Source organism: Streptomyces sp. NPDC001194 (assembly GCF_042896985.1).
Classification (GTDB): Bacteria; Actinomycetota; Actinomycetes; order Streptomycetales; family Streptomycetaceae; genus Streptomyces.
Map to the genome: position 1 here is coordinate 222,789 of NZ_JBIAXU010000002.1, position 26,738 is coordinate 249,526.

Below are 26,738 nucleotides of genomic sequence, written 5' to 3' on the forward strand. Positions count from 1 at the left end.
CGCAGGCAGGGGCCCGGTACGGAGAAGGGGTGCCCCCGTCCCGAGGGCACCCCCACACCAAGCCGCGGCTTCGACGCTAGTCGACCTCGGCCACCGCCTGGGCGAACTGCGCCGCGTACAGGCGCGCGTACGCGCCCTCCGCCTCCAGCAGCTCCCCGTGCGTGCCCTGCTCCACGATCGAGCCGTTCTCCATCACCAGGATCACGTCGGCATCGCGGATCGTGGACAGCCGGTGCGCGATCACGAAGGACGTACGGCCGTGCGCGAGGCGCGCCATCGCCTTCTGGATCAGCACCTCGGTACGGGTGTCCACCGAGCTCGTCGCCTCGTCGAGCACCAGGATCACCGGGTCCGACAGGAACGCCCGGGCAATGGTGATCAGCTGCTTCTCGCCCGCGCTGACGCCCGCGCCCTCGTCGTCCAGCACGGTGTCGTAGCCGTCCGGCAGGGTGCGGATGAACCGGTCCGCGTGGGCGGCCCGCGCCGCCTCCTCGATCTCGGCGCGCGTGACCTCGCGCGCCGCGCCGTACGCGATGTTCTCCGCGATGGTGCCGCCGAACAGCCAGGTGTCCTGGAGCACCATGCCGATGGCGCCGCGCAGTTCCTCGCGGGTCATCTTCGCGATGTCCACCCCGTCCAGGGCGATCTCGCCGCCCGTGACCTCGTAGAACCGCATCAGCAGGTTCACCAGCGTGGTCTTGCCGGCGCCCGTCGGGCCGACGATCGCGACCGTGTGGCCGGGCTCGACCGTCAGCGACAGGTTCTCGATCAGCGGCTTGTCCGGCTCGTAGCGGAAGGCCACCTTGTCGAGCGTGACCTGGCCGCGGATCCGCTCCGGACGCTCCGGAACCTCCGCGTCGGGCTCCTGCTCCTCGGCGTCGAGCAGCTCGTACACCCGCTCCGCCGAGGCCACACCGGACTGCACCAGGTTCGCCATCGACGCGACCTGCGTCAGCGGCATCGAGAACTGGCGCGAGTACTGGATGAAGGCCTGCACGTCACCGATCGACAGCGTGCCCGAGGCCACCCGCAGACCGCCGACGACCGCCACCAGCACGTAGTTGATGTTCGAGATGAAGAACATCACCGGCTGCATGATCCCGCTGACCAGCTGGGCCTTGAACGAGGCCCGGTACAGCGCCTCGTTCTGCTCGGCGAAGACCGCCGCGGACTCCTTCTGCCGACCGAAGACCTTGACGAGGGTGTGGCCCGAGTACATCTCCTCGATGTGCGCGTTGAGCGCGCCCGTCGACTTCCACTGCGCCACGAACTGCGGCTGCGACTTCTTGCCGATCTTCGCCGCGACGAAGACCGACACCGGGATCGTCACCAGCGCGACCAGCGCCAGCAGCGGGGAGATCCAGAACATCATCGCCAGCACGCCGACGATCGTCAGCAGCGAGTTGAGCAGCTGGCCCATCGTCTGCTGGAGCGTCTGCCCGATGTTGTCGATGTCGTTGGTGGCCCGGCTGAGCACCTCGCCGCGCTTCTGCCGGTCGAAGTACGACAGCGGCAGCCGCGAGAGCTTCGCCTGCAGCTCCTCGCGCAGCCGGTACACGGTGCCGTTCATGATGTGGTTCGACAGCCGCGTCGCGACCAGCATCAGCAGGCCGGCGAGGGTGAAGACCATCAGCGCCCAGATCGCCACGGCCCCGACGGCGCCGAAGTCGATGCCCTCGCCGGGGGTGAAGTCGGTGCCGGACAGCATGTCCGCCATCCCGCCCTCGCCCTTGGCGCGCAACCCGTCCAGCGCCTGTTCCTTGGTGATCCCTGCCGGCATCTGCCGGCCGACGATCCCCGCGAACACCAGGTCGGTCGCCTGGCCGAGGATCTTCGGACCGACGACCGAGCAGGCGACGCTGCCGACGACGGCGGCGACCATGCCCCACAGCCTGCCCCGGTCCTGCGCGATCTGGTTCAGCAGCCGCTTGCCCGAGCCCTTGAAATCCATGGACCGCTCGGCCGGCCCCATCATCATCCGTCCTCCGGGCCCGCTCATGCGGCCTCCGCCTCCGTCAGCTGGGAGAGCACGATCTCCCGGTAGGTCTCGTTGTCGGCCATCAGCTCGTGGTGGCGCCCCTCGCCCACGACCTGGCCCTCGTCGAGCACGATGATCCGGTCGGCGTCGCGGATCGTGGAGACCCGCTGGGCGACGATGACCACCGTCGCCTCCTCCGTCTCGCGGGAGAGCGCCGCGCGCAGCGCCGCGTCCGTCGCGTAGTCGAGCGCGGAGAAGGAGTCGTCGAACAGGTAGATCTCCGGGCGCTGCACCAGCGTGCGGGCGATGGCCAGGCGCTGTCGCTGGCCGCCGGAGACGTTCGTTCCGCCCTGCGTGACGGGCGCGTCCAGACCGCCCTCCAGCTCGGACACGAAGCCCTTGGCCTGCGCCACGTCCAGCGCGTGCCACAGCTCCTCGTCGGTGGCGTCGGGACGCCCGTACCGCAGGTTGGAGGCGACCGTTCCGGAGAAGAGGTACGGCTTCTGCGGGACCATGCCGACCGTCTTGGCCAGCAGCTCCGGGTCGAGGCGGCGTACGTCCTCACCGTCGACCAGAACGTCGCCGCCGGTCGCGTCGAACAGCCGCGGGACCAGGCCCAGCAGCGTGGACTTGCCGCTGCCGGTGGAGCCGATGACGGCGGTGGTCTCTCCGGGGCGGGCCACCAGGTCCACCCCGCGCAGCACCGGCGCCTCGGCCCCCGGGTAGCGGAAGTCGGCGCCGCGCAGCTCCAGCCGGCCGCGGACGAGCAGCTTGCGCACGGGGTCGGCGGGCGGGACCACGCTCGACTCGGTGTCCAGGACCTCCTGGACGCGCTCGGCGCAGACCTCGGCGCGCGGCACCATCATGAACATGAAGGTGGCCATCATCACGGACATGACGATCTGCATCAGGTAGGCGAGGAAGGCCGTCAGCTGGCCGATCTCCATGCCGCCGCTGTCGATGCGCATCGCGCCGAACCAGATGACGGCGACGCTGGAGATGTTCACGACCACGATCACGGTCGGGAACATCAGCGCGAGCAGCTTGCCGGCGGCGAGGGAGACCCCGGTCAGGTCGGCGTTGGCCTCCCGGAACCGGTCCTTCTCGTAGTCGTCGCGGATGAAGGCGCGGATCACTCGGTTGCCGGTGATCTGCTCGCGCAGCACCCGGTTCACGGTGTCCAGGCGGACCTGCATCTTCCGGAACAGCGGCCGCGTCCGCAGGACGATGGCGCCGACCGACAGGCCGAGGACGGGGACCACGGCCAGCAGTACGCCCGACAGCTTCACGTCGAGCGAGAGCGCCATGGCGATGCCGCCGATGCACATGATCGGCGCCGAGACCATCAGCGTGAAGGTCATCAGGACCAGCATCTGGATCTGCTGCACGTCGTTCGTCGTGCGCGTGATCAGCGAGGGCGCGCCGAACTGGCCGAGCTCGCGCGCGGAGAAGCTCTGCACCCGGTCGAAGACCGACGCGCGGATGTCGCGACCGACGGCGGCCGCGGTACGGGCGCCGAAGTAGACGGCGCCGCAGTTGCAGACGAGCTGGACGAGGGAGACGCCGAGCATCAGCGCGCCGAAGCGCAGGATGTAGCCGGTGTCCCCGCTGACGACACCGTTGTCGATGATGTCGGCGTTGAGCGTGGGCAGGTAGAGGCTCGCACTGGTCTGCAGCAGTTGCAGCAGGACCAGCAGGGCAATCGGTTTCCGGTACGGACTCAGATGGGTCCGCAGAAGTCGTATGAGCACGCGCAGGCTCCGGTCGGCAAGATCGAGGGGGTTCACTCCATCTTCGGCCACCGCACGACCGATCCCCACCGGTTTTCGCAAAGGCCGGTCAAAAGGAGTAGACCGGCCGCCGGGCCTACTGCGACGGCAGTACGTCCCGCGTCCCGAACGGGCGCCGCCCTCAGCCCTGGAACGCCCCCGGGTGGATCTGCTCCCGCGTCGCGACGTACTGCTGGCGCACCGCCTGCCAGGCCGGGTACTCCTCGCCCGGCTCGAAGACCTGCGCCGCCGGACCCGGCCACACCGGCGGGGTGTGCGGGGACAGCGTGCCCTGCTGCACCCCGAGCGCCCACGCCGCCTGGCGCGCCGCGCCCAGGGCCGCGTAGTCGGCCGGAGCCGGTACGACGACCTGCGTCCCGAACAGCCCCGGGGCCGCGGCCTGTACGGCGGGCAGCTCGGCCGCCGCGCCCAGCAGGAACACCCGGCGGATCTCCACCCCGCGCGAACGCAGCACGTCGAGCGCGTCGACGAGCCCGCACAGCATGCCCTCGAACGCCGCCCGCGCCAGGTGCTCCGGCTTCATCGAGTCCCGCCGCAGCCCGGACAGGGTCCCGGCGGCGTGCGGCAGGTTCGGCGTCCGCTCTCCTTCGAGGTACGGCAGGAGCACGAGGCCGTGCGCACCCGGCGTCGACTTCAGCGCGAGCGCGGACAGCCCCTCCAGATCGGTGCCCAGCAGCTCGGCGGTGCCGCGCAGCGCCCGTACGGCATTGGAGGTGTTCACCACCGGCAGGTGCATGCCGCCGGCGTCGGCCAGCGAGGTGATCAGCCCGCCCGGCTCCGAGAGGGCCTCGTGGTGCACGGCCATCACCGAACCGGAAGCGCCCAGCGAGACCACCGCGTCACCGGGGCCGAGGCCCAGCCCGAGCGCGGCGGCCATGGTCTCCCCGGTGCCGGCGGAGATCAGCAGCCCCTCCGGTGTCATCCCGGCGGCCTCGGCCGGCCCGAGCACCTCGGGCAGCAGCGCCATGTGGCCGAGCGCCAGCTCGACCAGGTCGGGGCGGTACGAACCGGTGGCCGGCGACCAGTACCCGGTGCCCGAGGCGCCGCCCCGGTCGGTGGTCCGCCGGGCCGGCCGGCCCAGCAGCTGCCAGACCAGCCAGTCGTGCGCGGACATCAGTACGGCCACCCGGCGGGCCGCCTCCGGCTCGGTGCGGGCCAGCCAGGCCAGCTTCGCCACCGGCTGGGCGGAGTGCGGGACGGACCCGACGGCCTCGGCCCAGGCCTGCCGGCCGCCGAGCGCCTCGATCAGGTTCGCGGCGGCCACCTGGCCGCGCTTGTCGTTGCCGACCAGGGCCGGACGTACGAGGGCGCCCTGCTGGTCCAGGGGCAGCAGCCCGTGCTGCTGCGCGGAGACCCCTATGGCCTGCACGCCTTCGAGGAGCCCGCCGCCGGCGGCCTCGCCGAGGGAGAGCAGCCAGGCCTGGGGGTCGGTCTCGTGGGGGTGGACGCTCTCGGGATCGCCCGCGGGCTGCGGATGCGGGGCGTACCCCTGGCGCAGCACCGCACCCGTATCGGTGTCACAGACGATGATGCGAGTGAAGGCGGAAGAGCTGTCCAGCCCGGCGACTATCCCCATACGGAGAATTCTGCCGCACGCACGGGCGGGATCCGCCGCCCGGAGGCGCCGGATCCCGCCCGCTTCCCGTGGTTCAGGTGTTGCTCGTGCCCCATTCATCCTCGGAGCCGCCGCCCGCCCGGTCGCGCAGTCCCCGTACCCGCCCGGACAGGGAGGCGGGCATCGCGTCGCCGACCTTGTCGCTCACGGCGGCGAAGGCCTTCCCGGCGAGCTCGCGCCCCGTCTGACCGGCGCTCTCGGCGGCATTGCGCACCGCGGGGTTCTGCGCGACTCCGCGCGCCGACTTCCTCAGCTGCTCGTAGCGCTCGCGTCCCGCGCGGGTTCCGAGGACGTAGCCGAGGGCCAGTCCGACCACGAACGTGACCTTGTACCGCATGCCTGCCACCCTTCGTCGTGTGGTGCCCGGCCCGCTGGCGATACCGATTGGCGGAGCACCCCCCTGCTTGCGCTAATCTATGACTCGCAACGGGCGCTCGCCCCTCCGGCTAGGCCGGAGGTGGGCTGTTCGGTGCACCGCAGCAATCCCCTGTAGCTCAATTGGCAGAGCAGCCGGCTGTTAACCGGCAGGTTACTGGTTCGAGTCCAGTCGGGGGAGCGCAGTCCCCTGTAGCTCAATTGGCAGAGCAGCCGGCTGTTAACCGGCAGGTTACTGGTTCGAGTCCAGTCGGGGGAGCGTGAAAGAAGAGGACCTCACGCGAGGTCCTCTTTCTTTTTGCCCTGGTTCTGGAACCGGGCAGCCCTCAGGACGGTCTCCCTCAGCAGGCGAAGCCGATCATGCGAGGCATCCGAGGCAGGAGATCGTATGAGCGGCTATGCTGCGGCAGACGGCGCGCACACATGTACGCGCCACGCCGTGAAGGGGCGGTAGCTCAGCCGGTTAGAGCAGCGGACTCATAATCCGTCGGCCGTGGGTTCGAGTCCCACCCGCCCCACCGCACACCAGGTGTGCAGAAACGATCAGGCCAGCATCTTCGCTGGCGGCGCGAGTCACTTCGGTGACCCTGGCGGCCCCTCGGGGTCGCCTTTCGCGTCTCAGGCCCGCGACGCCCCCGGTAGGTGCCGCGCCGTCGTCCGGTGAGCGCGATCCGGCAGGCCTCAACCCGCTTTCCTCCCGCCCGTGCCGGGTACCCCAGGGGTACGGCCCGCGGGGGGTTGGTCCTTCGTGCAGGGGCGGCAGCGGGAGGGGCTCGTGATGGCTGAGGCGACGCGGCTCGGCGGCGCTGCGCTGGTCCTGGTGGGGGTTCCCGCGGGGATGTACTACGTCGGGTGGGCCATGTGGGAGGGGGGCCCGAGCCTGTGGGCGGCCCTGCTGTGCATCGCCATCGGCGCCACCCACTGGGCGCTCTTCCCGTTCCTCGTCAAGGAAGCAGCTCCTCTCGCACTGGTGCTGATGGTCCTGAACATCTCGTGGATCCTGATGTGCATCCTGCGCTCCGACATGAGCCAGGACCAGAGGATGCACGATCAGGGCGTGACCGAACAGGCCGTGGTGACGCAGTGGATCCGTACGTCCGACCCCATGGGCGGCACCTACGACGAGGTCACGGCGATCGCCCTGAGGCTCCCCGGCGGCGGCAGGTCCCGTCTCGAACTCAAGGGCGCCCACGCGCCGGCCGTCGGAACGACGGTCCAAGTCACCCGGGACCCGCAGGGCGACGTGCCGATCCGTCTGGGCTCCCGTCCCGACGCCCCCGGCGGCGTCCTCGCCACGATCGCCCTCGTCGTGGTCCTGGGCACCAGCCTCACCTTGAGCACCGGAGCCGCCGTCGTCGTCAAGGACTGGTAGCCGCTCTCGACGGCCCCGTCGATGAAGGACAGCCAAGCGGCCGCCGAGTCGGCGTCCGCGAGCGCAGGCGGGCTCGGGTTCGCCCGCGTGGCGATCACCGGGGGATGGGCCGACCATGGGACTGCCGGTAGATCAGGGGTTCGCGGAGCGGTCCTCCCCGAGGCGCGGGGAACCCCGGTTCCATGTCCGGACACCGCCGGAGTCCGCCCTCAAACCGCCGCCGGACCGCCCTGGAGAACGAGGAACAGGTGGTCGCCCATGTGCCGATGGCTCGCGTACTCAGGTTCGCCTCTTCTGCTCGACACCATCCTGTACAAGCCGGCGCACTCGCTCATCGATCAGAGCCTGCACTCGAGACTGGGTGTGGAGACGACGAACGGTGACGGCTTCGGCATCGGCTGGTACACGGATCACGCCAGTACTCCGGCGGTCCTCCGGGACGTCGGGCCCGCCTGGAACAACCGCAACCTGCGGGAGATCGCCGACCACGTCGAGTCGCCGCTGTTCTTCGCCCACATCCGGGCGTCGACCGGAACGGCCGTGCAGCAGACGAACTGCCATCCCTTCCGGCACGGCCGCTGGCTCTGGATGCACAACGGGTCCATCGCGGGCTTCCACCTCATGCGCCGGGAACTGTGCATGCTCGTCGACCCCGCGCTGTTCTTCAACATCGAGGGAACCACCGACTCCGAAGTGATGTTCTACCTCGCCGTCACCTTCGGCCTGGACCAGGACCCGCCGGGCGCCGTGGCGCGGATGGCCGGGGTCGTGGAGCGCATCGGCCGCGAGCAGGGTGTGGAGTTCCCGCTGCAGATGACGGTGGCCGTGAGCAACGGCGAGAGCGTCTGGGCCTTCCGCTACTCCAGCCAGAAGCAGTCCAGGTCGCTGTTCTACAGCACCCGTGTGGACAGCCTGCGCAAGCTGCACCCCGACATGGCGTTCCTGCAGGAGGTCTCGGACGAGACCCGCCTCATCGTCTCCGAGCCCCTCGGTGATCTGCCCGGCGCCTGGAACGAGGTACCGGAGGGCATGTACGGCGTCGTACAGCCCGGGGCGGACGAGATGCTTCCCTTCGCCCCTCAGGCCGCCTGACGGCAGGCGGCGGCCGGGTCGTCGTGGACGAGGGCGCAGACCATCGCGGCGCCGCGCCCGTGATCGGGGTACGCCGCGAGCAGCTCGGCCTTGAAGTCGTTCCACTGGCGGGTGAGTTCGGCGGTCGCTCCGGCCGTGGCGCGGCGGAAGTCGTCGTCCGCCTCGGCGCGCGCGGACGCGGCGGTGTCCTTGTTCAGGGTCGGGCTGTGGGCGACGCGGCCGTCGCAGTCGGCGGGTTCGACGCCGGTGGAATCGAAGTCGGGGTAGCAGCCGGTGGTGAGGTCCTCGGGGATGCGCCCGCGCGCGTCCCTGGTCCAGTCGGCGTCCTTCATGGCGCTGTAGCGGCGGATGTCGAGGAACGGCGGGTGGTCCGTACGCTCCAGGCCGGGCGGGTTGCCGAGGCCGATCGGACCCGCGGCGGGCCGGTCGCTCCAGTTGGAGTGCGAGTAGAAGTCCTCGATCTGGTGCCAGCCGCGGCCGAGCTGTTCGAGGACGGCGCACTTGGCCCGCCCGGGCTTCTCGTCCCACGTGCAGGGGGTCGACAGGTCGCTCTGGTCGGCGCGCACCGCGCCGTCGGCTCCCACGAGGCCGTCGGCGGCCCGGACCGCGTTGCGGAAGCGGGCGACGGACGTACGGATGCAGGCGAGGAGCTCCGTGCTCGCCTCGTCCCGGGTGCGTGGGTAGCCGGCGGAGTACCGCGGGGCGAGGTAGTCGGCGTTGTCGCAGTGCAGGGGGCCGACGCCGAAGTAGGGGCGGCGGTCGTTCGCGTTGATCGCCCCGTCGTGGGCGTCGGCCATCGCCGTCAGCGTGACGGGCTCCCAGGGCAGTGCGGCGCGGGTGACGTCCTCGTGGTTGCCGCCGGTGAAGGCGTGGGCGGCGCCGCCCGGAAGGACGGCCAGGACCGCCGCAAAGGTTGCCGCGAAGGCCGCGGCGGAGGCGGCCCGGGGCCTGCCGGGGACCGGGAGGGGCGACATGGGGGCTCCAGGTGTACGCAGGCGCGCCGGCTGCCCTCGACCGGCGCCGGCCGCGGTGATCGCCCCGGTGCGGCGGCGCGAGGACGGCCGTACCTCCATGCTGCGCGCCCGGCCCGGGCCCCGCACGCGCTCGGGGCCCGCCGCGCCGGGCCCGGCCGCGCCGGGCGCCGCGTCCCGCGGCGGGCTCCCGCCGGGCGCCGCGTCCCGCGGCGGGCTCCCGCCGGGGTGCCTCCCCGGGCCGCAGGTGCGGAAAGGAACGTGGCCCGCACCTGCGGCTTCGGCGGTTCGGGGCCGCCCTTCGGGCGTACGGCGCTACGTTGCGGACACCCCTAGAAGTTCTCGGTCTCGTCCGCCAGGTGGCGCAGTACGTCGTTCAGGTCCTGGCGGCGGGCGAAGGCCGCGCGCTGGCGGTGGGCGCCTGAGCCGTCCCGCAAGAGGCCTCCCAGGGTCTTGGCCGCGTGGTCGAGTTCACCCGACGCCGCGAGCTCCGGGGCGACGAGGTCCAGCAGGGCCTCCGCCAGGTCCGCCGCGGGGATCTCCGCTCCCGTGTACGGGTCGAGGCCGAAGCCCTCCAGGCCGTCGTGGGCCGCCCGCCAGCGTGCGAGGTGCAGGACGTCGTCCCGCAGCGCCGGCTCGGGACGCAGCTCCGCGATGTCCCGCAGGGCCGTCGCCACCAGGCCGCGGACCAGTTCCGCCTGGAGGATCGCCGTGTCGATGTCCGGGGACATGTCGGGCGCCCGGATCTCGAGCGTCGGCCAGTGCCCGGACGGGCGCAGGTCCCAATAGACCATCTTCGTGTCCAGGGCCGCCCCGGAGCCGAGCAGGGTCTGCACCGAGCGCCGGAAGTGGGCCGTGGACGTGAAGTGCGGGGGCAGCCCGGCCGAGGGCCAGCCCGACCAGGCCATCGCCCGCCAGCTGGCGTGGCCCGTGTCTCGGCCGCCCCAGAACGGCGAGTTGGCGGCCATCGCGATCAGCGTGGGCAGCCATGGTCTGACCCGGTTCGACACCGCCACGGCCGTGTCCACGTCGAAGGTGCCGATGTGGATGTGGCGGCCGCAGCTGACCAGGGTGTCGGTCAGCGCGCCGAAGCGGCGGTGCTGCTCGCGCTGGCGCGGCTCGTCGTCGGTCAGGTGCAGCGGCCCCTCCACGGCCAGGACCGGAGAGGGCGCGGCCAGCAGCCGGCAGCCGTGGGCGCGGGCCGCCCCGGCGAGGGTGCGCCGCAGCGTGGCGAGCTCCGCGCGCAGCACGGTCGCCGAGTCGGCGACGGGGGTGGAGATCTCCACCTGGTAGCGGGTGCCCTCGGGGTGGACTTCGTGGGGCAGGCCCGCGGCGGTGGCCAGGACGAGCGGGGCGGCCGGGACCACCCGGAAGGTACGGGCGTCGACGAGGAGGAACTCCTCCTCGACACCCACGGTCAGCGGGGCTGTGAGAGGTGCCGCGTGGACGCCGTTGTCCGCGCTGCCGGTGCTCGTGGTGCTGTTGCCAGGTTCGATCACTACGCCTCCCTGGACATACGAGTCTTTTCATCATGAGCCGAACAGGAGGGGAGGAGCGCACGCCGATTCAGTCAAATGTCCTGTGACAGTGGCGAGTTACCGGCAAGGGCCGGCCCGGTCTGAGGCCGCGGGTCCGGGTGGGGCGACTGGTGCGCGTGCGGGAGCCGGCCGGGGTGCGCGGCGCCCGGGGGCGGGCTCCCGGCCCGTTAATGCCTGGGGCCGCCGAACGCCCCCTGGTTATCATCCGCTGTGACCGGTACGAGCACCCCCACGCCCACATCCGCCCGACGCGCGACGCGAATATTCGCGGACCTCACCCCGCTGCGCACGTCCCCGGACTACCGGCGGCTGTGGGTCGGCAGCACCATCTCCTGGATGGGTCAGGCGATGACCGCGCTCGCGATCTCGCTCCAGGTCTACGACATCACCGGCTCCAGCTTCTCCGTCGGGCTCGTCGGACTCTTCTCCCTCGTGCCGCTCGTCGTCTTCGGCCTCTACGGCGGGGCCATCGCCGACACCGTCGACCGCCGCAAGCTCGGCCTGTACAGCTCCCTCGGCCTGACGGCCCTGTCGATCGGGCTGGCCGGCGCCGCGCTCCTCGACTACCACCGGGTCTGGCTGCTGTACTCGGTCGTCGCGCTGCAGGCGGTGTGCGGCGCCCTCAACGGACCCGCCCGCTCCGCGATGATCCCGCGACTGCTGCCGACCGAGCAGCTGCCCGCCGCCAACGCGCTGAACTCGGTGACGATGACCTCCGGGACGATGATCGGCCCGGTGCTCGGCGGGCTCATCGTCGGCTGGTGGGGCTACCAGGCCGCGTACCTGATCGACGCCTTCACCTTCTGCGCCGCGCTGTACGCGGTGTGGCGGCTGCCCGCGATGCTGCCCGAGCGGGAGGGCGGCAAGCGGGGGCGGGCCTCCGTGCTGGACGGACTGCGCTTCCTCGGCACCCGCCCCAACATCCGGATGACCTTCTTCTCCGACATGGCCGCCATGGTGCTGGCCCAGCCGAAGGCGCTGTTCCCGGCCATCGCCGTGCTCTGGTACGGCGGCGATGCCAAGACCGTCGGCCTGCTGGTGGCCGCGCCCGCCGTCGGGGCGCTGCTGGGCGGGCTGTTCTCCGGCTGGCAGGGCCGGATCCGCCGGCACGGGCTGGCGATCCTGGTCTCGGTGGCCGCCTGGGGGCTGGCCATCGCCGTCTTCGGGCTCACCCGGAACCTGTGGCTCGGGCTGTTCTTCCTGGCCGTGGCGGGCTGGGCCGACACCATCTCCATGGTGTTCCGCTCCACGATGATGCAGGCGGCGACCCCGGACGAGATGCGGGGGCGCCTCCAGGGCGTGTTCATCGTGGTCGTCGCGGGCGGGCCCCGGCTCGGGGACTTCCTCGCCGGCACCACCGCCGACCTGACCTCCCCGTCCGTGGCGATCACGGGCGGCGGGCTCGGGTGCGTCCTGGTACTGGTCCTGCTGGCCCTGCGCTGGCGCGGGTTCGCCCGGTACGACGCGAGGTCGCCGCAGGCGTGAGGCGGCGCCCGGACGGGGCGGCGCTCAGGCGAGCCGGAGCGCACCGTGCCGGTGGCGTGCGGGCGGGACGTCCGCGTCCTCGGCGCGGCCGAGGAGCAGCACCGAGCGGAGGTCCGCGCGCAGCCGCTGCCGGGCGCGGCGCTCCGCGTGCGCGGCCATGACGGCCACGGAGGAGTCGCGGAGGCAGCGCGGCAGCCGGCGGACCGTGACGCGGCGCCGCAGGGCCTGCGGCCGGGCGCGACGGCCGGCCCGCGCGGCCTCGGCGAGGCAGCGGGCGCTGAACCGCAGGTCGCGGACGAGCACGGTGTGGACGAGCGAGGTGTGGACGAGTGAGGTGTGGGCGAGCTCGTCGCCGAGCGCGGCGTCGGGCGCCGGTCCGCGGCGGGAGCGGATGTGGTGGGCGGTGCGTGACACGGACGGCTCCGGGGACGGGGCCGCCAGGCGGGTCCTGGCGGTACCTACCGGAAGCCGCGCGGGCCGTCTCCGCGCAGGCGGCCGCTCATCCGGCCGGACCGGGGCGGTGGGGGGCGACCACGCCGCGTGCGACGCCCAGGGACACCAGGTCCTGGGGGCGGATGCGGAGCTGGTCCGCCGTGGAGGGGGCCTCGGAGGCGGGGCGCTTGAGGATGGCCGCCGCCAGTTCGGGCGCGATCACCGAGAAGTAGCTGTCCGGGGTGACCCAGGTGTTCCCGGGCGCGGCCAGCGCGAGGGCTCCGCCCGACCCCCCCTCGCCGATCAGGAGCGTGGTCACCGGGACCGCCGCCGCCGCGACCGCCGCGAAGGTGTCCGCGATGGCCGCGCCCGCGCCGGCGTGTTCGGCGGCGGCGTCGTTGGCCGCGCCGGGGGTGTCCACCAGGGTGAGCACGGGGATCCCGAGGCGGTCCGCGAGGCGGATCACGCGGGCCGCCGTACGGTACCCGGCCGGGCGGGTGGCGGTGCCGCACTGGGCGGCGTACGCGACGGCCCGCCCCTCCCGCAGCCCGAACCCGCACAGCATCCCGGGGTCGGTGCCGCCCGCCCGGTCCCCGGAGAGGGGGAGGCGCAGGGTGAAGTACGCGTCCAGGTACGCCTCGGCGCGCGGGCGGCCGGGGTGGCGGGCCTGCCGTACGGCGTCCCAGCCGGTCCGCGGGGGCGGTACGTCCGCCAGCGCGGCCGGGGGCGCGACCGGTTCGGCGGAGCGGGGCGCGGCCAGGACGCGCAGCCAGTCGGCGAGGGCCGCGGGCAGCCCGGCGGGCGGGACGACGGCGTCCACGTGCCCGGCGGCGTACTGACCCTCGGCGGTGTACGCCGCCGGGTCCGCGTCCGCCGGCCGCACCCGGGAGCCCGCGAAGCCGACCTGCGCGCCCGGGAGCGCGAGCACGACGTCGGCCCCGGCGCCGAGCGTGGCCCAGCCGCCGCCGGTGGTGGGATCGCGGAGCACGGCGATCTGCGGGAGCCCGGCGGCCCGGGTGAGGACCGACTGGCGGGCCACGCGCTGGAGCTGGGTCAGCGCGAGCATGCCCTCCTGCATGCGGGAGCCGCCGGTGGCGATCAGGGAGACGAGGGGGAGACGGTGTTCGCGAGCGTGGGTGTAGGCGGCTTCCAGCCGGTCTCCGGTGCGCTCGCCGAGGGAACCGCCGAGGAAGCCGAACTCGAAGGAGACGACGGCGGCTCGGCGGCCGCCGATGAGGGCGGTTCCGGTGACGACGGACTCCTCTTCGCCGGTGCGTGCGGCGGCGCGGGCGCGGGAGTCGTCGTACCCGGCCCAGGCGAGGGGCCCGTCGGGGGCGGACTCCCGTTGCGGGGCGGGCAGTTCGGCGAAGCTGCCGGGGTCGGTCACGGAGGCGATGGCCGCGCGGGCCGAGAGGCGGGTCGTCGTCACGCCATCACCCTATGGGGCCCGGCTCGCGCGCCCCTAGGGGGCGTCTTGCCGATCACGCCGGGGCGTCGCGGGGCAGGCGCGGCTTCGTGGACGCCCCCTACGGCAAGGGGAAGGCCAGCTTGAGGGCGTAGGCGGCGACGAGGCCGTAGCCGAGGCGGAAGGTCCAGGCGCGGGCGGCGGGGGAGATCCGGCGGCCGGCGGCGGCGCCGATCGCGACGAGGGTCTGCTGCCAGAGGAGGGACGCGGCGGCCACGCCGGCCAGGAAGGCGGCGGCGCTGGTGGGGGTGGTGAGGGTGGAGGCCTGGGCGGTGGTGAGCGCGGCGAAGTAGAGGGCGGTGGTGGGGTTCACGGCGGTGAGGGCGACGTACCGTCCGAAGGCCGCGCGGGCCGTGGCCGCGGGTCGGGCCCCGCCTCCGGGGACGTCCCCGACGCTCGTGCCGGCTGCCGCGTGGCCGGATCCGACTCCGCCCCCGGACCCCCGCACCTCGGACGCCGGCGGGACCAGGACGGCGGGGCCCCGTCCCGACGCCGAGGCCGACGGCTCCGGCGCCGGGAGCGCGCGGCTGCGGTAGAGGGCGTGGGCGGCCAGCGACAGGAGGACGGTCGCCGACAGCAGGCGGATCCAGGCTTCGACCGGGGTCACGTGGGAGGCCACCCAGGGGCCGAGGGCCGTGGCGAGGGCCGCGTAGGCGAGGTCCACGGTCGCGATGCCGGCCGCCGCGGCCATCGCCGTGCGCCGGTGCCGCATCGCCTCCTGGAGCAGCAGCACGCTCATCGCGCCCATCGGCATCGCCACGCCCAGGCCCGCGACCGCCCCCGACAATCCCGGGGAGAGGAATTCGTTCATGAGGGGAGGGTGGGGTCCCGGGGAGCGGGTGCAGCGGCGGATATCGGGCCCGGCTGCGAGAATCGCGGTATGGACCGCCTGGACAGGGAGATCCTCGGCATCCTGCAGCAGGATGCGCGGATCTCGTACCGCGACCTCGGCGTGCGCGTCGGGCTCAGTGCCAACGCCACCGCCGACCGGGTGCGCCGGATGCGGCGGGACGGGGTGATCCGCGGGTTCACCGTCATCGTGGATCCGGCCGCCGACACCCGCGGCGGGCTCGTCGTCTTCATCGACTTGAGCCTGCGCCACGACACCACCAACGAGGAGTTCGAGGAGAAGGTGGTCAGGCTGCCCGGGATCACCGAAGTGGTGCACGTGACCGGGGAGTACGACTACCTCGTCCGGGCCCGCGCCGCCGATCCCGCCGCGCTCGACGCACTGCTGCGCCGGCTCAAGCGCGAGGCCGGCGTGGCGCAGTCCAGTACGCGGATCGCCCTCAAGGGAGCCCACGGGCCATCCGCTAGGTCGTGAGCGCCGACTCCCAGCTCATCGTCGTACCCCGCGTCCCCGAATCCGTACGGCCGTCGTCCGTGACCGTCAGGCGGACGCGGGCCGGGGCCGCGTCCACGGCGACCGTGATCGAGGTGACCTGTGAGCGGCGGTGGGCCGCGGCCAGGGCGCCGCGCAGGGCGGAGAGGAGGTCGCCCGCCACCGGTTCCGTGAGCAGGGCGTCCACCGCGCCCGCGAAGTGGACCGAGGGCTGGAAGCCCAGCAGCACCGCCGCCCCGCCCGTCTCCCGCAGGATCCGGCCGCGGACCGAGGTCGGGGCGTCGCTCGGCGGCTGCTGGAGGGCGAAGATGGCGGTGCGGACCTCCTGGATGGTCGAGTCGAGTTCGTCCACCGCCCGGCCGAGCTCGTCGCCGACCGTGTCGCCGGAAGGCGCCGCGGCGGAGCGCTTCTTCGTGCTCTCCAGCATCATCTCCGTCGCGAACAGCCGCTGGACCACCAGATCGTGCAGGTCCCGCGCGATCCGGTCGCGGTCCTCGTAGATCGCGAGCTGCTCGCGGTCGTGCTGCGCGTCGGCCAGGACGAGGGCCAGCGCGGCCTGCGAGGCGAACTGCGAGGCCAGCAGCCGGTCCACGGCGTCGTACGGGCGTCCGCCCCGGGCGCGCGGCAGGGCCAGGGTGCCGATGAGCTGGCCGCCGCTCTGGAGCGGCAGCATCATGCTCGGGCCGAATCGTTCCCGCACGTGCGTGGTCATCCGGGGATCGGTCGCCGAGTCCTCGATGAAGACCGGCTCGCCGCCCAGGAGTTGCACGAGGACGGGCGAGCCGGGGGCGATCGCCGTCCCGACCAGGTCGCCGGGGTCCCCGGGAGTGGAGGCGGCCACGATCTCCATGCCGCCCTCCGGGGTCGGCTGGAGGACCACCCCGGCCGCCGCGTCCGCGAGCAGCCGGGCCCGTTCGGCCACGCACATCAGCGCGTCGGCGGCCGGGCTGCCGGCCAGCAGGGTCGTGGTGACCGCGGCGGCGCCCTCGATCCAGCGCTCGCGGCGGCGGGCCGTCTCGTACAGCCGGGCGTTGCCGATCGCTATCCCCGCCTGCGAGGCCAGGACCCGTACCAGCGCGAGGTCCTCGTCCGTGAACGTGCCGCCGCCCTGCTTCTCGGTGAGGTAGAGGTTGCCGAAGACCTCGGTGTGGACCCGGATGGGGACGCCCAGGAAGCTGCGCATGACGGGGTGGCCGGGCGGGAACCCCGCCGAGCGCGGGTCCTTCGCCAGGTCCTCCAGCACCAGCGGGCGCGGATCGGTGAACAGCGCGCCGATCACGCCCGTACGCCCGTCGGGCAGCCGGGGGATCGCGGCGCGCTCCGCCTCGCTCATCCCGGCCGTGTACAGCTCGGTCAGCCGGAGGCGCTCGGGGTCGATGACCCCGAGCGCCGCGTACCGGGCGGTGCACAGCTCGGCCGCCGATTCCACGATGTGCTGCAAGGTGGCCTGCAGCTCCAGTTCGGAGCCGACGCTGAGCACCGCCTCCAGGAGTACGGGCAGGCCGGCCCGGACCGCGGGATCGGGCGGCTCGGGCGCCGCGTCCGTCATCCGGCCAGCGGGTTGAGGACCATCGGGGCGATCTTCCCTTCGAGCATCATGCCGAGACCGAGCACGGCGCACACGTCCGGCCGTTCGGCGATGGCGACGGGCATTCCGGTGGCGTCGCGCAGCATCTGGTCCAGGCCCGGCAGCAGGGCGCTGCCTCCCACCATCATGATCCCCCGGTCCGTCAGGTCGGCGACCAGGTCCGGCGGGCAGTCCCGGAGCACCTTGCCGATGCCGTCGAGGACGGCGGTCAGCGGGGTGTGGATGGCGTCGCGGACGGCGGCGGTGTCCACGTGGACGGAGCGGGCCAGCCCGGTGGCCACGTCGCGGCCGTGGATGAGGGTGGAGGAGGGCCCGCCGCCGGTGATGCCGTTGCCGTGCAGGGCCACCTGGAGCGGCCGGACGGCCTGGCTCGGCAGCATCAGTTCGTGCGCGTGGCGCAGGTGCTGGACGACGGCGTGGTCGATGGCCTCGCCGCCGACCGGGATCCGCTGGGCCGTGACGATCGAGCCGAGGGAGAGGACGGCGATCTGGGTCGCGGCGGCCCCGCACACCATGATCATCGTCGCGGTCGGCTGCTCCACGGGCAGGCCGCAGCCGACGGCCGCCGCGATCAGGGTGTCGACGAGTTCGACGCGCCGGGCGCCGAGCCCGACCATCGTCTCGACGGCGGCCCGCTGCGCGAGCGGGTCGGCGTCGTGCGGGGTGCAGGCGGCGGCGCGCAGCCGGGGCTTGCGGCGCAGGGCGCGGCGCAGCTTCTCGCCGAGCAGGTGGCGCAGCATCCGCTGGGCCATCTCGATGTCGACGACGGTGCCGCCGGAGACGGGGCGCACGACCCGGATGTAGTCGGGCGTGCGGCCCGTCATCCGCTCGGCGAAGGACCCGACCGCGATGAGCGCGCCGGTGCGGGTGTTGACGGCGGCGACGCTCGGCTCGTCGACGACCAGACCGGCGCCCTTGACGTAGACGCGGGTCCTGGCTGCTCCCAGGTCGACGGCGACGTGGCAGCGGCGCAACTGCTCAAGACTGACGGTCACGGCAGATCCTCCCGAGAGCGCTGGCGCAAGAGTCCGGCGGCTGCCGGTTGCATTTCATATCTTCTCGGGCGAATGGGGTATACCGCCCGTTGGGCTGCTCCGGCCGTGTGTGTCGCACGGGGCGAGAGGTGCTGCACGGGGGTGGATTTCTGTACCGACAGGCAGCACCATGCCGCCACTGCCCGCGCTACTCGCGCGTAACAAGGTAAAGGGGACCCCATGCTGACGCCCCGACAGAGACTGCTCGCGCTCCTGACGCTCTGCCTGGTGCTCCTCGCACCCTTCCCGGCCCGGGCCGCCACCCCTGTGCAGCCGCACAACCCGGTCGTCTTCATCCACGGCTACAACGCCGACCCGGGCGTCTGGGGCGGTCTGCGCGAGGACCTGCGCGCCGCCGGGTACGCGGACTCCGAACTCTTCTCCTGGGGTTACGACACGCACCGGTCCGTCAACGAGGTCGTGGCCGGGCAGCTCGCCGCGTACGTGGACCAGGTCCGCCGGCAGACCGGCGCCGCCAAGGTCGACATCGTGGCGCACTCGCTGGGCTCGCTGGTCGGGCGCTGGTACGTGAAGTTCGGCGGCGGCACCGCGACCGTGGACCACTGGGTCTCGCTGGCCGGCCCCAACCACGGCACCTCCACCGCGTGGGCCTGCGCCCTGTGGGACCAGGCGTGCCGGGACATGACCCCCGGTTCGTACGTGGTGAAGAACCTGAACGCCGGGGACGAGACCCCGGGCGCGGTGAAGTACGCGACGTTCTGGTCGAACTGCGACGAGGTCGTCAACCCGGACGACAGCGTCCCGCTCGCCGGCGCGGCCAACACGCCGGTCGGCTGCATCAAGCACAACGACCTGCTGGGGGACGACGCCACCTCGGCCGGGGTCCGGGCCTTCCTCGCCTCGTAGCCTCCGGCGGTCCGCGAACCTAGACCTCGACCCCGTCGACCGCGACGCGCTGGAGCAGGCCGTACGTGAACTCCGCCACGCACGGCCGCCCCTGCGCACTGAACGCCAGGCGCCACCGGGTCGGCGCGGTCCCCTCCAGCGGGCGCACCGGGGCGAAGGCCCGCGCCACCTCGTCCACCGTGGCCGACCAGGGCCTCAGGTCCTGCGGAGCCTCCAGTACGGGCCCCCGCGCGCCGGGGGCCCGGACCAGCCACTCGTTCCACACCGCCCCGTCCGGCGCGGCCAGCACCTCGAAGCGCAGGTCCGGCCAGAGCGGCACCGGCCACAGCAGGGCCTCGCACTCCAGGTCGCCGATGGTGCGCGCCCGTGTGGACTCCGGGGGCCCGAGCACCGAGCGGTAGCGGGCCAGGGCGCCGCGCGAGCGGGGCGAGCGGACCATCGCCTGCCAGCGCCGGTTCGCCTCCCGCTGCTCGGCGAGCGAGGCGCCCAGGCGACGGCGCGCCTCCTCGGCGAGGTCCGGCCGGAAGTCCGCCATCCGACGCAGCAGCACCAGTTGGAAGGCGGCCGGACCGAAGGGGCCGGGGTGTGCGGACGGAGTCATGGAGGCCACGATTCCACACAGGACCTCCACGAACCCGCGATACGGATGTTGCTCGGCACCACGTAGCGTGCGGACGTCATGGACTACTGCCACGCGTGCCGGAGGCACCTCAACGGCGCCCTGGCGTGCGCCGGCTGCGGGACCCCGGTCGAGTACCTGCCGCCCGCCGCGCCCGGGATGCCCGCGGTGCCCGCCGCGCCCCACGGCTCCGTACGGTCAGGGCCCGGCGACCCGCCGGGGGACCCGTTCGCGGACTCGCTCGTCGTGCTGTCCGGTGCGGACCGGGGCGGCCGGGCCGGTTCGCGGCGCCGCGCCACGCACCGCAGGCGCCGCCGGACCCTGCTGACGCTCGGGCTGGGCCTGGTGCTCGCGGCCGGGGGCACGGTCGTGCTGGCCCGCATCGTCACCGAGGGGCAGAAGACCGACCGGGCCGCCGAGGTGGTGCTCACCGACGGGAACGGCCCGCAGGATCCGGGTCCGCTGCCGAGCGGCAAGGGGACTCCCGCCGCGCCCACGGCGCTGAAGCCGGTGAAGGCCTCCGGGCCCGCGAAGGCCACCGCGGGCGGTACGCCGCCGGCCGGTCCCGGGGCGACCGCCGAGGGGTCCGCGCAGCCGGGTCCGACGGTGTCCGCCTCCGCCTCGGGCGGGACGGGGCCGACCAAAGGGGCCACCGGGCCGGGGCCGTCCGTAAAGCCGAGTCGCTCGGGGAAGCCGTCGCCCAGCGCTTCGGGGACGGCGCAGCCGCCGTCGCCGAGCCCCAGCCCGAGTCCGACCAAGACCGGCTGCTGGTTCATCTTCTTCTGCTGAGCTTCTTCTGCCGCGGCCGGGCGCTCAGCCCAGCATCCGCTTGAGCAGGTCCCGCAGGACCGCCCGCTCGGCCGCGGACAGGCCCGCCAGCGGCTCGCGCGCGAAGTCCAGCGACTCGCGCAGCCGGTCCGCCGTCTGCAGCCCCTCCTGTGTCGGGGCGGCCAGCTTCACCCGGCGGTCCGCCGGGTCCGGCCTGCGCTCGACCAGGCCGCGCGACTCCAGCCGGTCCACGATGCCCGTTATGTTCGAGGGCTCGCACTTCAGCTGCTGGGCGATCCGCCGCATCGGCATCGGCTCCAGGGACAGCAGGGTCAGCACCCGCGCCTGGGCGCCGGTGAGCTGGTGGCTGGCCGCCGCGTCCTCGTACTCCTCGTGGTAGCGGGCCACGACGGAGCCGATGAGCTCGACGACCTCAAGGGTCAGGGGATCTGCGCGACGACTGGGCATGGATCCAGAGTACCCATTTACTTGACAACATGAAATATCCAGGCGCATGGTTGTTTCACCTACTGAAGTATTCGTCGATTCCCCGATTCAGGAGCGCACATGTCTGAGATCCCTGCCGTCAGCCGCGAGTGGCACCTCGTCCGCCGTCCGCAGGGCTGGCCCGTCGCCGAGGACTTCGCCCTGCGCGAGGTCGCGGTCGCGGCCCCGGCCCCCGGCCGGATCCTGGTGCGCAACCTGCACATGTCCGTGGACCCGTACATGCGCGGCCGGATGAACGACGTGAAGTCGTACGTCCCGCCCTTCCAGCTCGACAAGCCCATGGACGGCGGCGCGGTCGGCGAGGTCATCGCCTCCGCCGACGAGCGCTTCGCGGTCGGCGACCACGTCCTGCACGGCCTGGGCTGGCGCGAGTACGCCGACGTGGACGCCAAGCACGCCACCAAGGTCGACGCCGCCCTCGCCCCGCTCTCCGCCTACCTCGGCGTGCTCGGCATGCCGGGCCTGACCGCCTACGCCGGCCTCTTCGAGGTGGCCTCCTTCAAGGAGGGCGACACGGTCTTCGTCTCCGGCGCGGCGGGCGCGGTCGGCAGCCTCGTCGGCCAGTTCGCGAAGATCAAGGGCGCCGCTCGAGTCATCGGCTCGGCCGGCTCGGACGAGAAGGTGACGCTCCTCACGGAGAAGTACGGCTTCGACGCCGCCTTCAACTACAAGAACGGCCCCGTCGGCGAGCAGCTGAAGGAGGCCGCCCCCGAGGGCATCGACGTCTACTTCGACAACGTCGGCGGGGACCACCTGGAGGCCGCCATCTCCTCCCTGAACGTGCACGGCCGCGCCACCCTGTGCGGGGCGATCGCCCAGTACAACGCCACCGAGCCGACCCCCGGCCCGCGCAACCTGGCCCTGGTCATCGGCAAGCGGCTGCGCCTGCAGGGCGTGCTCGTCGGAGACCACGCCGGGCTCCAGCCGCAGTTCGTCCAGGACGTCGCCGGCTGGCTGCGCTCCGGTGAGCTCGTGGCCGACGAGACCGTCGTCGAGGGCGTGGAGAACGCGGCCGGGGCCTTCCTCGGCATGCTGCGCGGTGAGAACACCGGAAAGATGATCGTTTCCTTCACCGGTTAGGCTCACCCCACACCGTCGTGATCGTGGGCGCGAGTCACGGCGATTACCAGGAGGATCCCTTCACATGTCCATCCAGCAGTCCGAGGTTCTGTACACCGCCGTCGCCACCGCCGAGAACGGCCGTGACGGCCGCGTCGCCACCAACGACGGCCAGCTCGACGTCGTCGTGAACCCGCCGAAGGAGATGGGCGGCAGCGGCGCCGGCACCAACCCGGAGCAGCTGTTCGCCGCCGGCTACAGCGCCTGCTTCCAGGGCGCGCTCGGTGTCGTCGCCCGCAACGAGAACGCGGACATCTCCGGTTCGACCGTCACCGCCGAGGTCGGCATCGGCAAGAACGACGACGGCTTCGGCCTGATCGTCAAGATCTCCGCCTCGATCCCGAACGTGGACGTCGCCACCGCCAAGGACCTCATCGAGAAGGCCCACCAGGTCTGCCCGTACTCCAAGGCGACCCGCGGCAACATCACGGTCGAGCTCGCCGTCTGATCGCGCCCGCACCGCGCGAAGGCCGCACCCCGATCACGGGGTGCGGCCTTCGCCGTAAGCTGTGCCCCATGCGTGATCTTGCGGGGGGATTCGGTCATCTGCTGGCCGGACAGAGATGGGTGTTCCGTCACGGCCGGTGGTTCGGCTTCGGCCTGCTGCCCGGGCTGCTCGCGCTGGTGCTGTACGCCGGCGCGCTGGTCGGGCTCGGCTACGGCGCCGACGACCTGACCGCCTGGGCCACCCCCTTCGCCGACGGCTGGGGCGCTCCCTGGCTCGGCCTCTTCCGCGGCTTCCTGACCGCCCTCGTCTTCTGCCTCGGCCTCTTCATCGCGGTGATCACCTTCACCGCCGTGACCCTGCTGATCGGGCAGCCGTTCTACGAGTCCCTCTCGGAGCAGGTCGACCGCAGCGTCGGCGGCGACGCCCCCGAATCCGGGCTGCCGCTGGCCCGGGAGCTGTGGATCTCGGCCCGGGACAGCATCAAGGTGCTCGTCCGGGTGCTGCTGTACGGCATCGTCCTCTTCGCGCTGGGCTTCATCCCCGTCGTCGGACAGACCGTCATCCCGGCGATCGGGTTCTGCGTGTCCGGGTACTTCCTCACCGAGGAGCTCACCGCCGTCGCGCTCCAGCGCCGAGAGGTGGAGCTGAAGGACCGGCTGGCCCTGCTGCGCGGACGCCGCGCGATGGTCCTCGGCTTCGGAGTCCCGCTGGTACTGGCGTTCCTCGTGCCGCTGGTCGCGGTGTTCCTCATGCCGGGTGCCGTGGCGGGGGCCACGCTCATGGTCCGGGAGCTGCGCGGCGAGGACGAGGAGCAGGCCGGCGCGGACGGGGCCGAGGGCTCCGACGCGGCGGCACGGCAGGAGCAGCCGGGGCAGCCCGGGCACCCGGCCCCGCAGCAGCAGTCCCCGTACGGGGGGCCGTACGCGGCCGGCCCCCGCCACCCGGCCCCGCAGCAGAACCCGTACGCGCAGTAGCCCTCAGGACTGCGGGCGGGGTTCCACCCACAGGGCCTCGCCGACCGCGCACAGATCGCCGTCGGCGGTGGCCAGGGCGGTGCCCACGCGGTACTTGCGGCCCTCACTGCCCAGCAGCCAGGCGTACGAGACGAGCCCCGCGCCGACCGGCACCGGGCGCAGCAGCCGCGCGGTCAGGGCCGCCGTGACGGCGCCGGCCCGCCGGTCGTCGAGCAGCCGTCCGGCCGCGTTGCCCGGGCAGTCCAGCGCGCCCCACACCAGCTCGGGCGGCAGCAGCCCGTCCGCACCGCCGAGTGCGGGACCCGGGGTCCAGGCGGCGGCGACCAGCGGGCCGCCGGACACCCGGCCGCAGTGCAGGCGCAGTCCGGTGTCGGGGGTGCGGTGCAGACCGCAGCCGAAGCAGTCGACCATCCCGTCCGGGGGCGCCGCCCGGTAGGCCTCGGCCGCGGCCGAGGCCTGCGCCCACGACGGGGGCTCAGGAGCCTCGACGGCCGGTTCGGCGGGGCTCGCCGCCGCCAGCAGGAGCTCGCCGTCCACCAGGCGGGCGCCGCCGTCGGCGGTCGGGGCGAGCCGGACCGGGGCGTCCGTGGGCACCGGCCGGCGGAAGTCCACCCGTACGGTCTTCGCGGCCGCCCGTCCTGCCAGCACCCCGGCCACGTAGCCGCCGAAGGCCACCCCGGGATAGCCGCTGAGGCGGGCCGGAACCGTGATCGTCTCGAAGTCGGTCATGCCCGACACCCCATCACACACGTCATCCTCGTCACAGGTGCGGGGCCCGGAGCCCCGCAACCATCGTGGCGGCCCGTTCGTCCTCCATCCTGGAGGGACGCGCACCGCGCAGGGGCTTCGGGAGGTGGCCGGATGGCCGAACAGCCGTGGGGGCAGCCGTACCCGGTCCGCCCGCACCAGCAGTCGTACGGGCAGCCGTGGCAGCCCGTGCCCACCGCGCAGTCCGCGATGCGCGCCTCGAACACCGACCGCGACCGGACGGTGGACGTGCTCAAGGCCGCGTACGCCGAGGGCCGGCTCTCCCGCGAGGAGTACGGACAGCGCTTCGACGCCGTCCACAAGGCGCAGACGTACGGACAGCTCGCGCAGCTGGTCGCGGACCTGCCGGCCGGGCCGATGCCCGGCCCGTTCGGCCCCGCCGCGGCGGGGCTGCCCGCCGCCTACGGGCCGGTGCCGATGCCGGTTCCGCTGCCCATGCCCGTGCCGGCCCGCCGGGTCAACGGGATGGCGATCACCTCGCTCGCGCTCGGCGTGCTGAGCCTGCCGACGCTCGGCGCCGCCGGCCTGGGCGCCGTCGCCACCGGGCACGTCGCCAAGGCGCAGATCCGCGCGCGGGGCGACGAGGGCACCGGGCTCGCGACGATCGGCCTGGTGCTCGGCTGGCTGTCGGTGGGCGGCTGGGTGCTGCTCTTCCTGCTCGCCGGCTTCGGGGCCCTCGACTGACGGAGCGGTTCCGGCCGCCGGTGAGCCTGCCGTCGGCCGTCGTTCCGGGACCGGAGCCCGCCGACGGCAGGCGGATAGTATGCGTGGCGGCACGAGCCGAGGCTGTCCCGAGGACGACGACCGGCCCTCGCGCCGAGCACTCACCAGCAGTAGGGACACCGTCAGTGACAGTCAGTACCGAGGGGTCGGCGGCCGTGCGCCCCGTTCCCCCGAGCGGACCGGCCGCGAACGCCCCCGGCAGCTCGAAGTCCTCGAACGCGGAGCGGGCCCCGCGGCGCGCCCTGCGCTCCCGCGGCGGGCTCTTGCTGCTGGAAGCCGCCGTGGCCTTCGCCGCGGCACTGGCCCTCCCCCTGCTGGCACGCGGCTTCAAGCTCAACCCGCTCAACCGGATCGCGCAGGTCAGCGGTCTGGCCGCGATCCAGCTGCGGTTCGCCCTGATCGGACTCCTCCTCATCGGCGCCGTGGCGCTGGCGATGCGGCTGCGCGGCGGCCGCCACTTCGACCTCGCCACGCGCCTGGCCGCCGCCGCCCTCGCCGGCCTGGCCAGCGGCTTCGTCGCGGCGGGCGCCGTCGTCGCGCTGCTGGGCACGCCGTGGCCGATGTTCGGCCTCAACGGCGACAGCGGCCGCATCGTCGAATGGGCCCACGCCGTCGCGAACGGGCAGCCCTCGGGCTCGCCGGTCTACCCGCCGATGCCGCTCTACACCCTCGGCTACTACGCCGAGTGGTTCCACGGCGGCAACACCGCCTACGCCTTCAAGGACCTCCAGATCCTCGGCGCCGCCGCCTTCGGTCCGCTCGTCTACCTGGCCTGGCGGCTGCTGCTGAGCCCCGTCCGGGCGCTGGCCTTCGGCGTCGTGCCCGCCTTCGCGCTGATCGACTCGTACAAGCCGTACAGCCAGACGGTGCTCGTCCTGCTGGTCCCGGTGCTGGTGGCGATGGTGGTGGCGCTGCGCCGCAGCGCAGCCGAGGGCTGGCGCCCGCTGCTGCTCAAGGGCGCCGGGTTCGGCGCGGTGCTGGGCGTGCTGTTCCTCACGTACTCGGGCTGGTTCCTGTGGAGCGCGGCCGGCGTGCTGTTCGCCGCCCTGCTGTACTTCCCGTGGAAGACCCGCCCGCTCAAGGGCGCGGCCTTCATGGGCAGCGCCCTGGCGGCGTTCCTCGTGGTGGCCGGGCGCTACCTGATGGTCATGCTGAAGGAAGGGCAGACCACCAAGGACTACAACTTCCGCTTCGACAACTTCACCGACCCGGCCTACTACCTGATGTGGCGCACGGACATGCCCGGCAAGGTGGGCGACTGGCCGCCGCCGGGGGAGTTCGGCGGGGTCGGTCTGTTCGCCCTGGTGACCTTCGTCTGCCTGGGCGCCGCGATCTGGCTGGGGCTGCGCAAGCCGCTGATCGTCACCATCGCCGCCATGTTCGTCAGCGCGTGGGTCATGCGCATGTACATCGCCTCGCACATGTACGAGACGCAGACGGTCCAGCTGTACACGCGCACCAACAACCAGCTGCTCTACTGCGGGCTGATCCTGTGCGCGCTGGTGGCGCACCTGGTCTCGCTGAAGCTGGCCGAGCGGCGCACGGCCTCCGAGGCCACGGCTCCCGCCGCTCCCGCCGCTCCTGCCGACGGGGCGCCGTCCGCGGCCGCCGCGGTCCGCACCGGCTTCCCCGGCCGCGAGGGTGCCGTGATCGGCACGCTCTGCGCCCTCCTGCTGCTCCTCGGCACGGTCTCCTCCTCGATGTCGGACCGCTACATGCCGGCGCAGGACGGCACCTACCGGATCCTGCCCTGGGTCTCGCACACCATCCGGCAGCAGGACGGGAAGTGTCCGAAGTTCGCGCCCAAGGGGGAGTGCTCCAAGGACGGCGACCAGAGCTGGCTGAGCTACGTCCGATGATCAGAAGGA

At 73.1% G+C, this 26,738-nt stretch carries 25 protein-coding genes and 3 tRNA genes; 14 read left to right on the forward strand and 14 right to left on the reverse strand.

The annotated features are described in order from the left end of the window. Window positions 1–76: 76 nt before the first annotated feature. The 4 genes from ACFY1T_RS05715 to ACFY1T_RS05730 form a co-directional block, all read right to left on the reverse strand. Window positions 77–1,999, reverse strand: a complete 1,923-nt coding sequence (locus ACFY1T_RS05715) for an ABC transporter ATP-binding protein (RefSeq protein ID WP_390787103.1) — start codon at window positions 1,997–1,999, stop codon at window positions 77–79. Beyond that, window positions 1,996–3,729, reverse strand: coding sequence for an ABC transporter ATP-binding protein (locus ACFY1T_RS05720; protein ID WP_390787104.1), 1,734 nt, complete (start codon window positions 3,727–3,729; stop codon window positions 1,996–1,998). Before ACFY1T_RS05720 ends, ACFY1T_RS05715 begins: the two co-directional genes overlap by 4 nt. 160 nt (window positions 3,730–3,889) lie before the next feature. Further along, window positions 3,890–5,344 carry an FGGY family carbohydrate kinase gene (locus ACFY1T_RS05725; RefSeq protein ID WP_390787105.1) on the reverse strand — a complete coding sequence of 485 codons (1,455 nt, stop codon included), beginning with the start codon at window positions 5,342–5,344 and terminating at the stop codon, window positions 3,890–3,892. Between the two features lie 73 nt (window positions 5,345–5,417). Beyond that, on the reverse strand, window positions 5,418–5,720 hold the full coding sequence (locus ACFY1T_RS05730) for a hypothetical protein (protein ID WP_030862641.1): 303 nt from the start codon (window positions 5,718–5,720) through the stop codon (window positions 5,418–5,420). 146 nt (window positions 5,721–5,866) lie between these two features. Between ACFY1T_RS05730 and ACFY1T_RS05735 the strand changes: the two genes are divergently transcribed. From ACFY1T_RS05735 to ACFY1T_RS05755, 5 genes are all read left to right on the forward strand, one after another. Beyond that, window positions 5,867–5,939 (forward strand) — tRNA-Asn (locus ACFY1T_RS05735). Between the two features lie 5 nt (window positions 5,940–5,944). Beyond that, window positions 5,945–6,017: transfer RNA gene (locus ACFY1T_RS05740), tRNA-Asn, on the forward strand. Window positions 6,018–6,202: 185 nt separating this feature from the next. Beyond that, window positions 6,203–6,276 (forward strand) — tRNA-Ile (locus ACFY1T_RS05745). 260 nt (window positions 6,277–6,536) lie between these two features. Next, window positions 6,537–7,130, forward strand: a complete 594-nt coding sequence (locus ACFY1T_RS05750; protein ID WP_390787106.1) for a hypothetical protein — start codon at window positions 6,537–6,539, stop codon at window positions 7,128–7,130. A 258-nt stretch (window positions 7,131–7,388) separates the two neighbouring features. After that, window positions 7,389–8,222: a class II glutamine amidotransferase gene (locus tag ACFY1T_RS05755; protein ID WP_390787107.1), complete on the forward strand. Its 834-nt coding sequence runs from the start codon at window positions 7,389–7,391 to the stop codon at window positions 8,220–8,222. Here the strand turns inward: ACFY1T_RS05755 and ACFY1T_RS05760 are convergent. Continuing rightward, a complete protein-coding gene (locus tag ACFY1T_RS05760; protein ID WP_390787108.1) occupies window positions 8,210–9,196 on the reverse strand; it encodes a hypothetical protein in 987 nt (328 codons plus the stop codon). The genes ACFY1T_RS05755 and ACFY1T_RS05760 overlap by 13 nt on opposite strands. A gap of 329 nt (window positions 9,197–9,525) precedes the next feature. Beyond that, window positions 9,526–10,692: a glutamate--cysteine ligase gene (locus tag ACFY1T_RS05765; RefSeq protein WP_390787109.1), complete on the reverse strand. Its 1,167-nt coding sequence runs from the start codon at window positions 10,690–10,692 to the stop codon at window positions 9,526–9,528. A gap of 249 nt (window positions 10,693–10,941) precedes the next feature. Here ACFY1T_RS05765 and ACFY1T_RS05770 point away from each other — a divergent pair, with 249 nt between their 5' ends. Next, the gene (locus tag ACFY1T_RS05770) at window positions 10,942–12,216 is read left to right on the forward strand and encodes an MFS transporter (RefSeq protein WP_390787110.1); all 1,275 of its coding nucleotides are present in this window, start codon (window positions 10,942–10,944) and stop codon (window positions 12,214–12,216) included. A gap of 24 nt (window positions 12,217–12,240) precedes the next feature. Here the strand turns inward: ACFY1T_RS05770 and ACFY1T_RS05775 are convergent, their stop codons facing one another. The 3 genes from ACFY1T_RS05775 to ACFY1T_RS05785 all read right to left on the reverse strand — a co-directional run bounded on the left by ACFY1T_RS05775 (window position 12,241) and on the right by ACFY1T_RS05785 (window position 14,924). Next, window positions 12,241–12,630: a hypothetical protein gene (locus tag ACFY1T_RS05775; RefSeq protein ID WP_390787111.1), complete on the reverse strand. Its 390-nt coding sequence runs from the start codon at window positions 12,628–12,630 to the stop codon at window positions 12,241–12,243. A gap of 85 nt (window positions 12,631–12,715) precedes the next feature. Then, window positions 12,716–14,077, reverse strand: coding sequence for a carboxyl transferase domain-containing protein (locus ACFY1T_RS05780; protein ID WP_390787112.1), 1,362 nt, complete (start codon window positions 14,075–14,077; stop codon window positions 12,716–12,718). A gap of 97 nt (window positions 14,078–14,174) precedes the next feature. Further along, window positions 14,175–14,924 (reverse strand): LysE family transporter, encoded by a 750-nt coding sequence (locus ACFY1T_RS05785; protein ID WP_390787113.1) that lies wholly within the window; start codon window positions 14,922–14,924, stop codon window positions 14,175–14,177. Window positions 14,925–14,993: 69 nt separating this feature from the next. Here ACFY1T_RS05785 and ACFY1T_RS05790 point away from each other — a divergent pair, with 69 nt between their 5' ends. Further along, the gene (locus tag ACFY1T_RS05790; protein WP_390787114.1) at window positions 14,994–15,437 is read left to right on the forward strand and encodes an Lrp/AsnC family transcriptional regulator; all 444 of its coding nucleotides are present in this window, start codon (window positions 14,994–14,996) and stop codon (window positions 15,435–15,437) included. On the opposite strand, the gene ACFY1T_RS05795 is transcribed toward ACFY1T_RS05790, so the two are convergent. Further along, window positions 15,427–17,004, reverse strand: coding sequence for a GAF domain-containing protein (locus ACFY1T_RS05795; RefSeq protein WP_390787115.1), 1,578 nt, complete (start codon window positions 17,002–17,004; stop codon window positions 15,427–15,429). The genes ACFY1T_RS05790 and ACFY1T_RS05795 overlap by 11 nt on opposite strands. Then, window positions 17,001–18,038, reverse strand: coding sequence for a rod shape-determining protein (locus ACFY1T_RS05800; RefSeq protein WP_030868949.1), 1,038 nt, complete (start codon window positions 18,036–18,038; stop codon window positions 17,001–17,003). Before ACFY1T_RS05800 ends, ACFY1T_RS05795 begins: the two co-directional genes overlap by 4 nt. Window positions 18,039–18,257: 219 nt before the next feature. On the opposite strand from ACFY1T_RS05800, the gene ACFY1T_RS05805 reads away from it, so the two are divergent. Then, entirely contained in the window at window positions 18,258–18,944 is a 687-nt protein-coding gene (locus ACFY1T_RS05805) for an esterase/lipase family protein (RefSeq protein ID WP_390787116.1), read from the forward strand. Window positions 18,945–18,963: 19 nt separating this feature from the next. Here ACFY1T_RS05805 and ACFY1T_RS05810 read toward each other — a convergent pair whose 3' ends face one another. Further along, window positions 18,964–19,545 carry a hypothetical protein gene (locus ACFY1T_RS05810; protein WP_390787117.1) on the reverse strand — a complete coding sequence of 194 codons (582 nt, stop codon included), beginning with the start codon at window positions 19,543–19,545 and terminating at the stop codon, window positions 18,964–18,966. Window positions 19,546–19,623: 78 nt separating this feature from the next. Between ACFY1T_RS05810 and ACFY1T_RS05815 the strand changes: the two genes are divergently transcribed. Beyond that, on the forward strand, window positions 19,624–20,352 hold the full coding sequence (locus ACFY1T_RS05815) for a hypothetical protein (RefSeq protein WP_390787118.1): 729 nt from the start codon (window positions 19,624–19,626) through the stop codon (window positions 20,350–20,352). 24 nt (window positions 20,353–20,376) lie between these two features. Here ACFY1T_RS05815 and ACFY1T_RS05820 read toward each other — a convergent pair whose 3' ends face one another. After that, a complete protein-coding gene (locus ACFY1T_RS05820) occupies window positions 20,377–20,799 on the reverse strand; it encodes a MarR family winged helix-turn-helix transcriptional regulator (RefSeq protein ID WP_030868954.1) in 423 nt (140 codons plus the stop codon). Between the two features lie 99 nt (window positions 20,800–20,898). Here ACFY1T_RS05820 and ACFY1T_RS05825 point away from each other — a divergent pair, with 99 nt between their 5' ends. The 3 genes from ACFY1T_RS05825 (at window position 20,899) to ACFY1T_RS05835 (ending at window position 23,379) form a co-directional block, all read left to right on the forward strand. Then, a complete protein-coding gene (locus tag ACFY1T_RS05825; RefSeq protein WP_390787119.1) occupies window positions 20,899–21,918 on the forward strand; it encodes an NADP-dependent oxidoreductase in 1,020 nt (339 codons plus the stop codon). A gap of 64 nt (window positions 21,919–21,982) precedes the next feature. After that, window positions 21,983–22,405, forward strand: a complete 423-nt coding sequence (locus ACFY1T_RS05830; RefSeq protein WP_030868956.1) for an organic hydroperoxide resistance protein — start codon at window positions 21,983–21,985, stop codon at window positions 22,403–22,405. 68 nt (window positions 22,406–22,473) lie between these two features. Then, window positions 22,474–23,379, forward strand: coding sequence for an EI24 domain-containing protein (locus ACFY1T_RS05835; protein ID WP_390787120.1), 906 nt, complete (start codon window positions 22,474–22,476; stop codon window positions 23,377–23,379). A 3-nt stretch (window positions 23,380–23,382) separates the two neighbouring features. Here ACFY1T_RS05835 and ACFY1T_RS05840 read toward each other — a convergent pair whose 3' ends face one another. Next, window positions 23,383–24,108: a hypothetical protein gene (locus ACFY1T_RS05840; protein WP_390787121.1), complete on the reverse strand. Its 726-nt coding sequence runs from the start codon at window positions 24,106–24,108 to the stop codon at window positions 23,383–23,385. A 132-nt stretch (window positions 24,109–24,240) separates the two neighbouring features. Between ACFY1T_RS05840 and ACFY1T_RS05845 the strand changes: the two genes are divergently transcribed. Both ACFY1T_RS05845 and ACFY1T_RS05850 read left to right on the forward strand, forming a co-directional pair. Continuing rightward, on the forward strand, window positions 24,241–24,831 hold the full coding sequence (locus ACFY1T_RS05845; RefSeq protein WP_390787122.1) for a DUF1707 and DUF4190 domain-containing protein: 591 nt from the start codon (window positions 24,241–24,243) through the stop codon (window positions 24,829–24,831). A 164-nt stretch (window positions 24,832–24,995) separates the two neighbouring features. After that, window positions 24,996–26,729, forward strand: a complete 1,734-nt coding sequence (locus tag ACFY1T_RS05850) for a hypothetical protein (protein WP_390787123.1) — start codon at window positions 24,996–24,998, stop codon at window positions 26,727–26,729. The last annotated feature ends 9 nt before the right edge of the window (window positions 26,730–26,738 follow it).

What these genes read in the sequence shown, in the direction of transcription:
- ACFY1T_RS05715 (WP_390787103.1), bottom strand. Translation starts at nt 1,999, where the DNA reads ATGAGCGGGCCCGGAGGACGGATGATGATGGGGCCGGCCGAGCGGTCC.
- ACFY1T_RS05725 (WP_390787105.1), bottom strand. Translation starts at nt 5,344, where the DNA reads ATGGGGATAGTCGCCGGGCTGGACAGCTCTTCCGCCTTCACTCGCATC.
- ACFY1T_RS05730 (WP_030862641.1), bottom strand. Translation starts at nt 5,720, where the DNA reads ATGCGGTACAAGGTCACGTTCGTGGTCGGACTGGCCCTCGGCTACGTC.
- ACFY1T_RS05750 (WP_390787106.1), top strand. Translation starts at nt 6,537, where the DNA reads ATGGCTGAGGCGACGCGGCTCGGCGGCGCTGCGCTGGTCCTGGTGGGG.
- ACFY1T_RS05755 (WP_390787107.1), top strand. Translation starts at nt 7,389, where the DNA reads ATGTGCCGATGGCTCGCGTACTCAGGTTCGCCTCTTCTGCTCGACACC.
- ACFY1T_RS05760 (WP_390787108.1), bottom strand. Translation starts at nt 9,196, where the DNA reads ATGTCGCCCCTCCCGGTCCCCGGCAGGCCCCGGGCCGCCTCCGCCGCG.
- ACFY1T_RS05785 (WP_390787113.1), bottom strand. Translation starts at nt 14,924, where the DNA reads ATGAACGAATTCCTCTCCCCGGGATTGTCGGGGGCGGTCGCGGGCCTG.
- ACFY1T_RS05790 (WP_390787114.1), top strand. Translation starts at nt 14,994, where the DNA reads ATGGACCGCCTGGACAGGGAGATCCTCGGCATCCTGCAGCAGGATGCG.
- ACFY1T_RS05795 (WP_390787115.1), bottom strand. Translation starts at nt 17,004, where the DNA reads ATGACGGACGCGGCGCCCGAGCCGCCCGATCCCGCGGTCCGGGCCGGC.
- ACFY1T_RS05805 (WP_390787116.1), top strand. Translation starts at nt 18,258, where the DNA reads ATGCTGACGCCCCGACAGAGACTGCTCGCGCTCCTGACGCTCTGCCTG.
- ACFY1T_RS05810 (WP_390787117.1), bottom strand. Translation starts at nt 19,545, where the DNA reads ATGACTCCGTCCGCACACCCCGGCCCCTTCGGTCCGGCCGCCTTCCAA.
- ACFY1T_RS05815 (WP_390787118.1), top strand. Translation starts at nt 19,624, where the DNA reads ATGGACTACTGCCACGCGTGCCGGAGGCACCTCAACGGCGCCCTGGCG.
- ACFY1T_RS05820 (WP_030868954.1), bottom strand. Translation starts at nt 20,799, where the DNA reads ATGCCCAGTCGTCGCGCAGATCCCCTGACCCTTGAGGTCGTCGAGCTC.
- ACFY1T_RS05825 (WP_390787119.1), top strand. Translation starts at nt 20,899, where the DNA reads ATGTCTGAGATCCCTGCCGTCAGCCGCGAGTGGCACCTCGTCCGCCGT.
- ACFY1T_RS05830 (WP_030868956.1), top strand. Translation starts at nt 21,983, where the DNA reads ATGTCCATCCAGCAGTCCGAGGTTCTGTACACCGCCGTCGCCACCGCC.
- ACFY1T_RS05835 (WP_390787120.1), top strand. Translation starts at nt 22,474, where the DNA reads ATGCGTGATCTTGCGGGGGGATTCGGTCATCTGCTGGCCGGACAGAGA.
- ACFY1T_RS05840 (WP_390787121.1), bottom strand. Translation starts at nt 24,108, where the DNA reads ATGACCGACTTCGAGACGATCACGGTTCCGGCCCGCCTCAGCGGCTAT.
- ACFY1T_RS05845 (WP_390787122.1), top strand. Translation starts at nt 24,241, where the DNA reads ATGGCCGAACAGCCGTGGGGGCAGCCGTACCCGGTCCGCCCGCACCAG.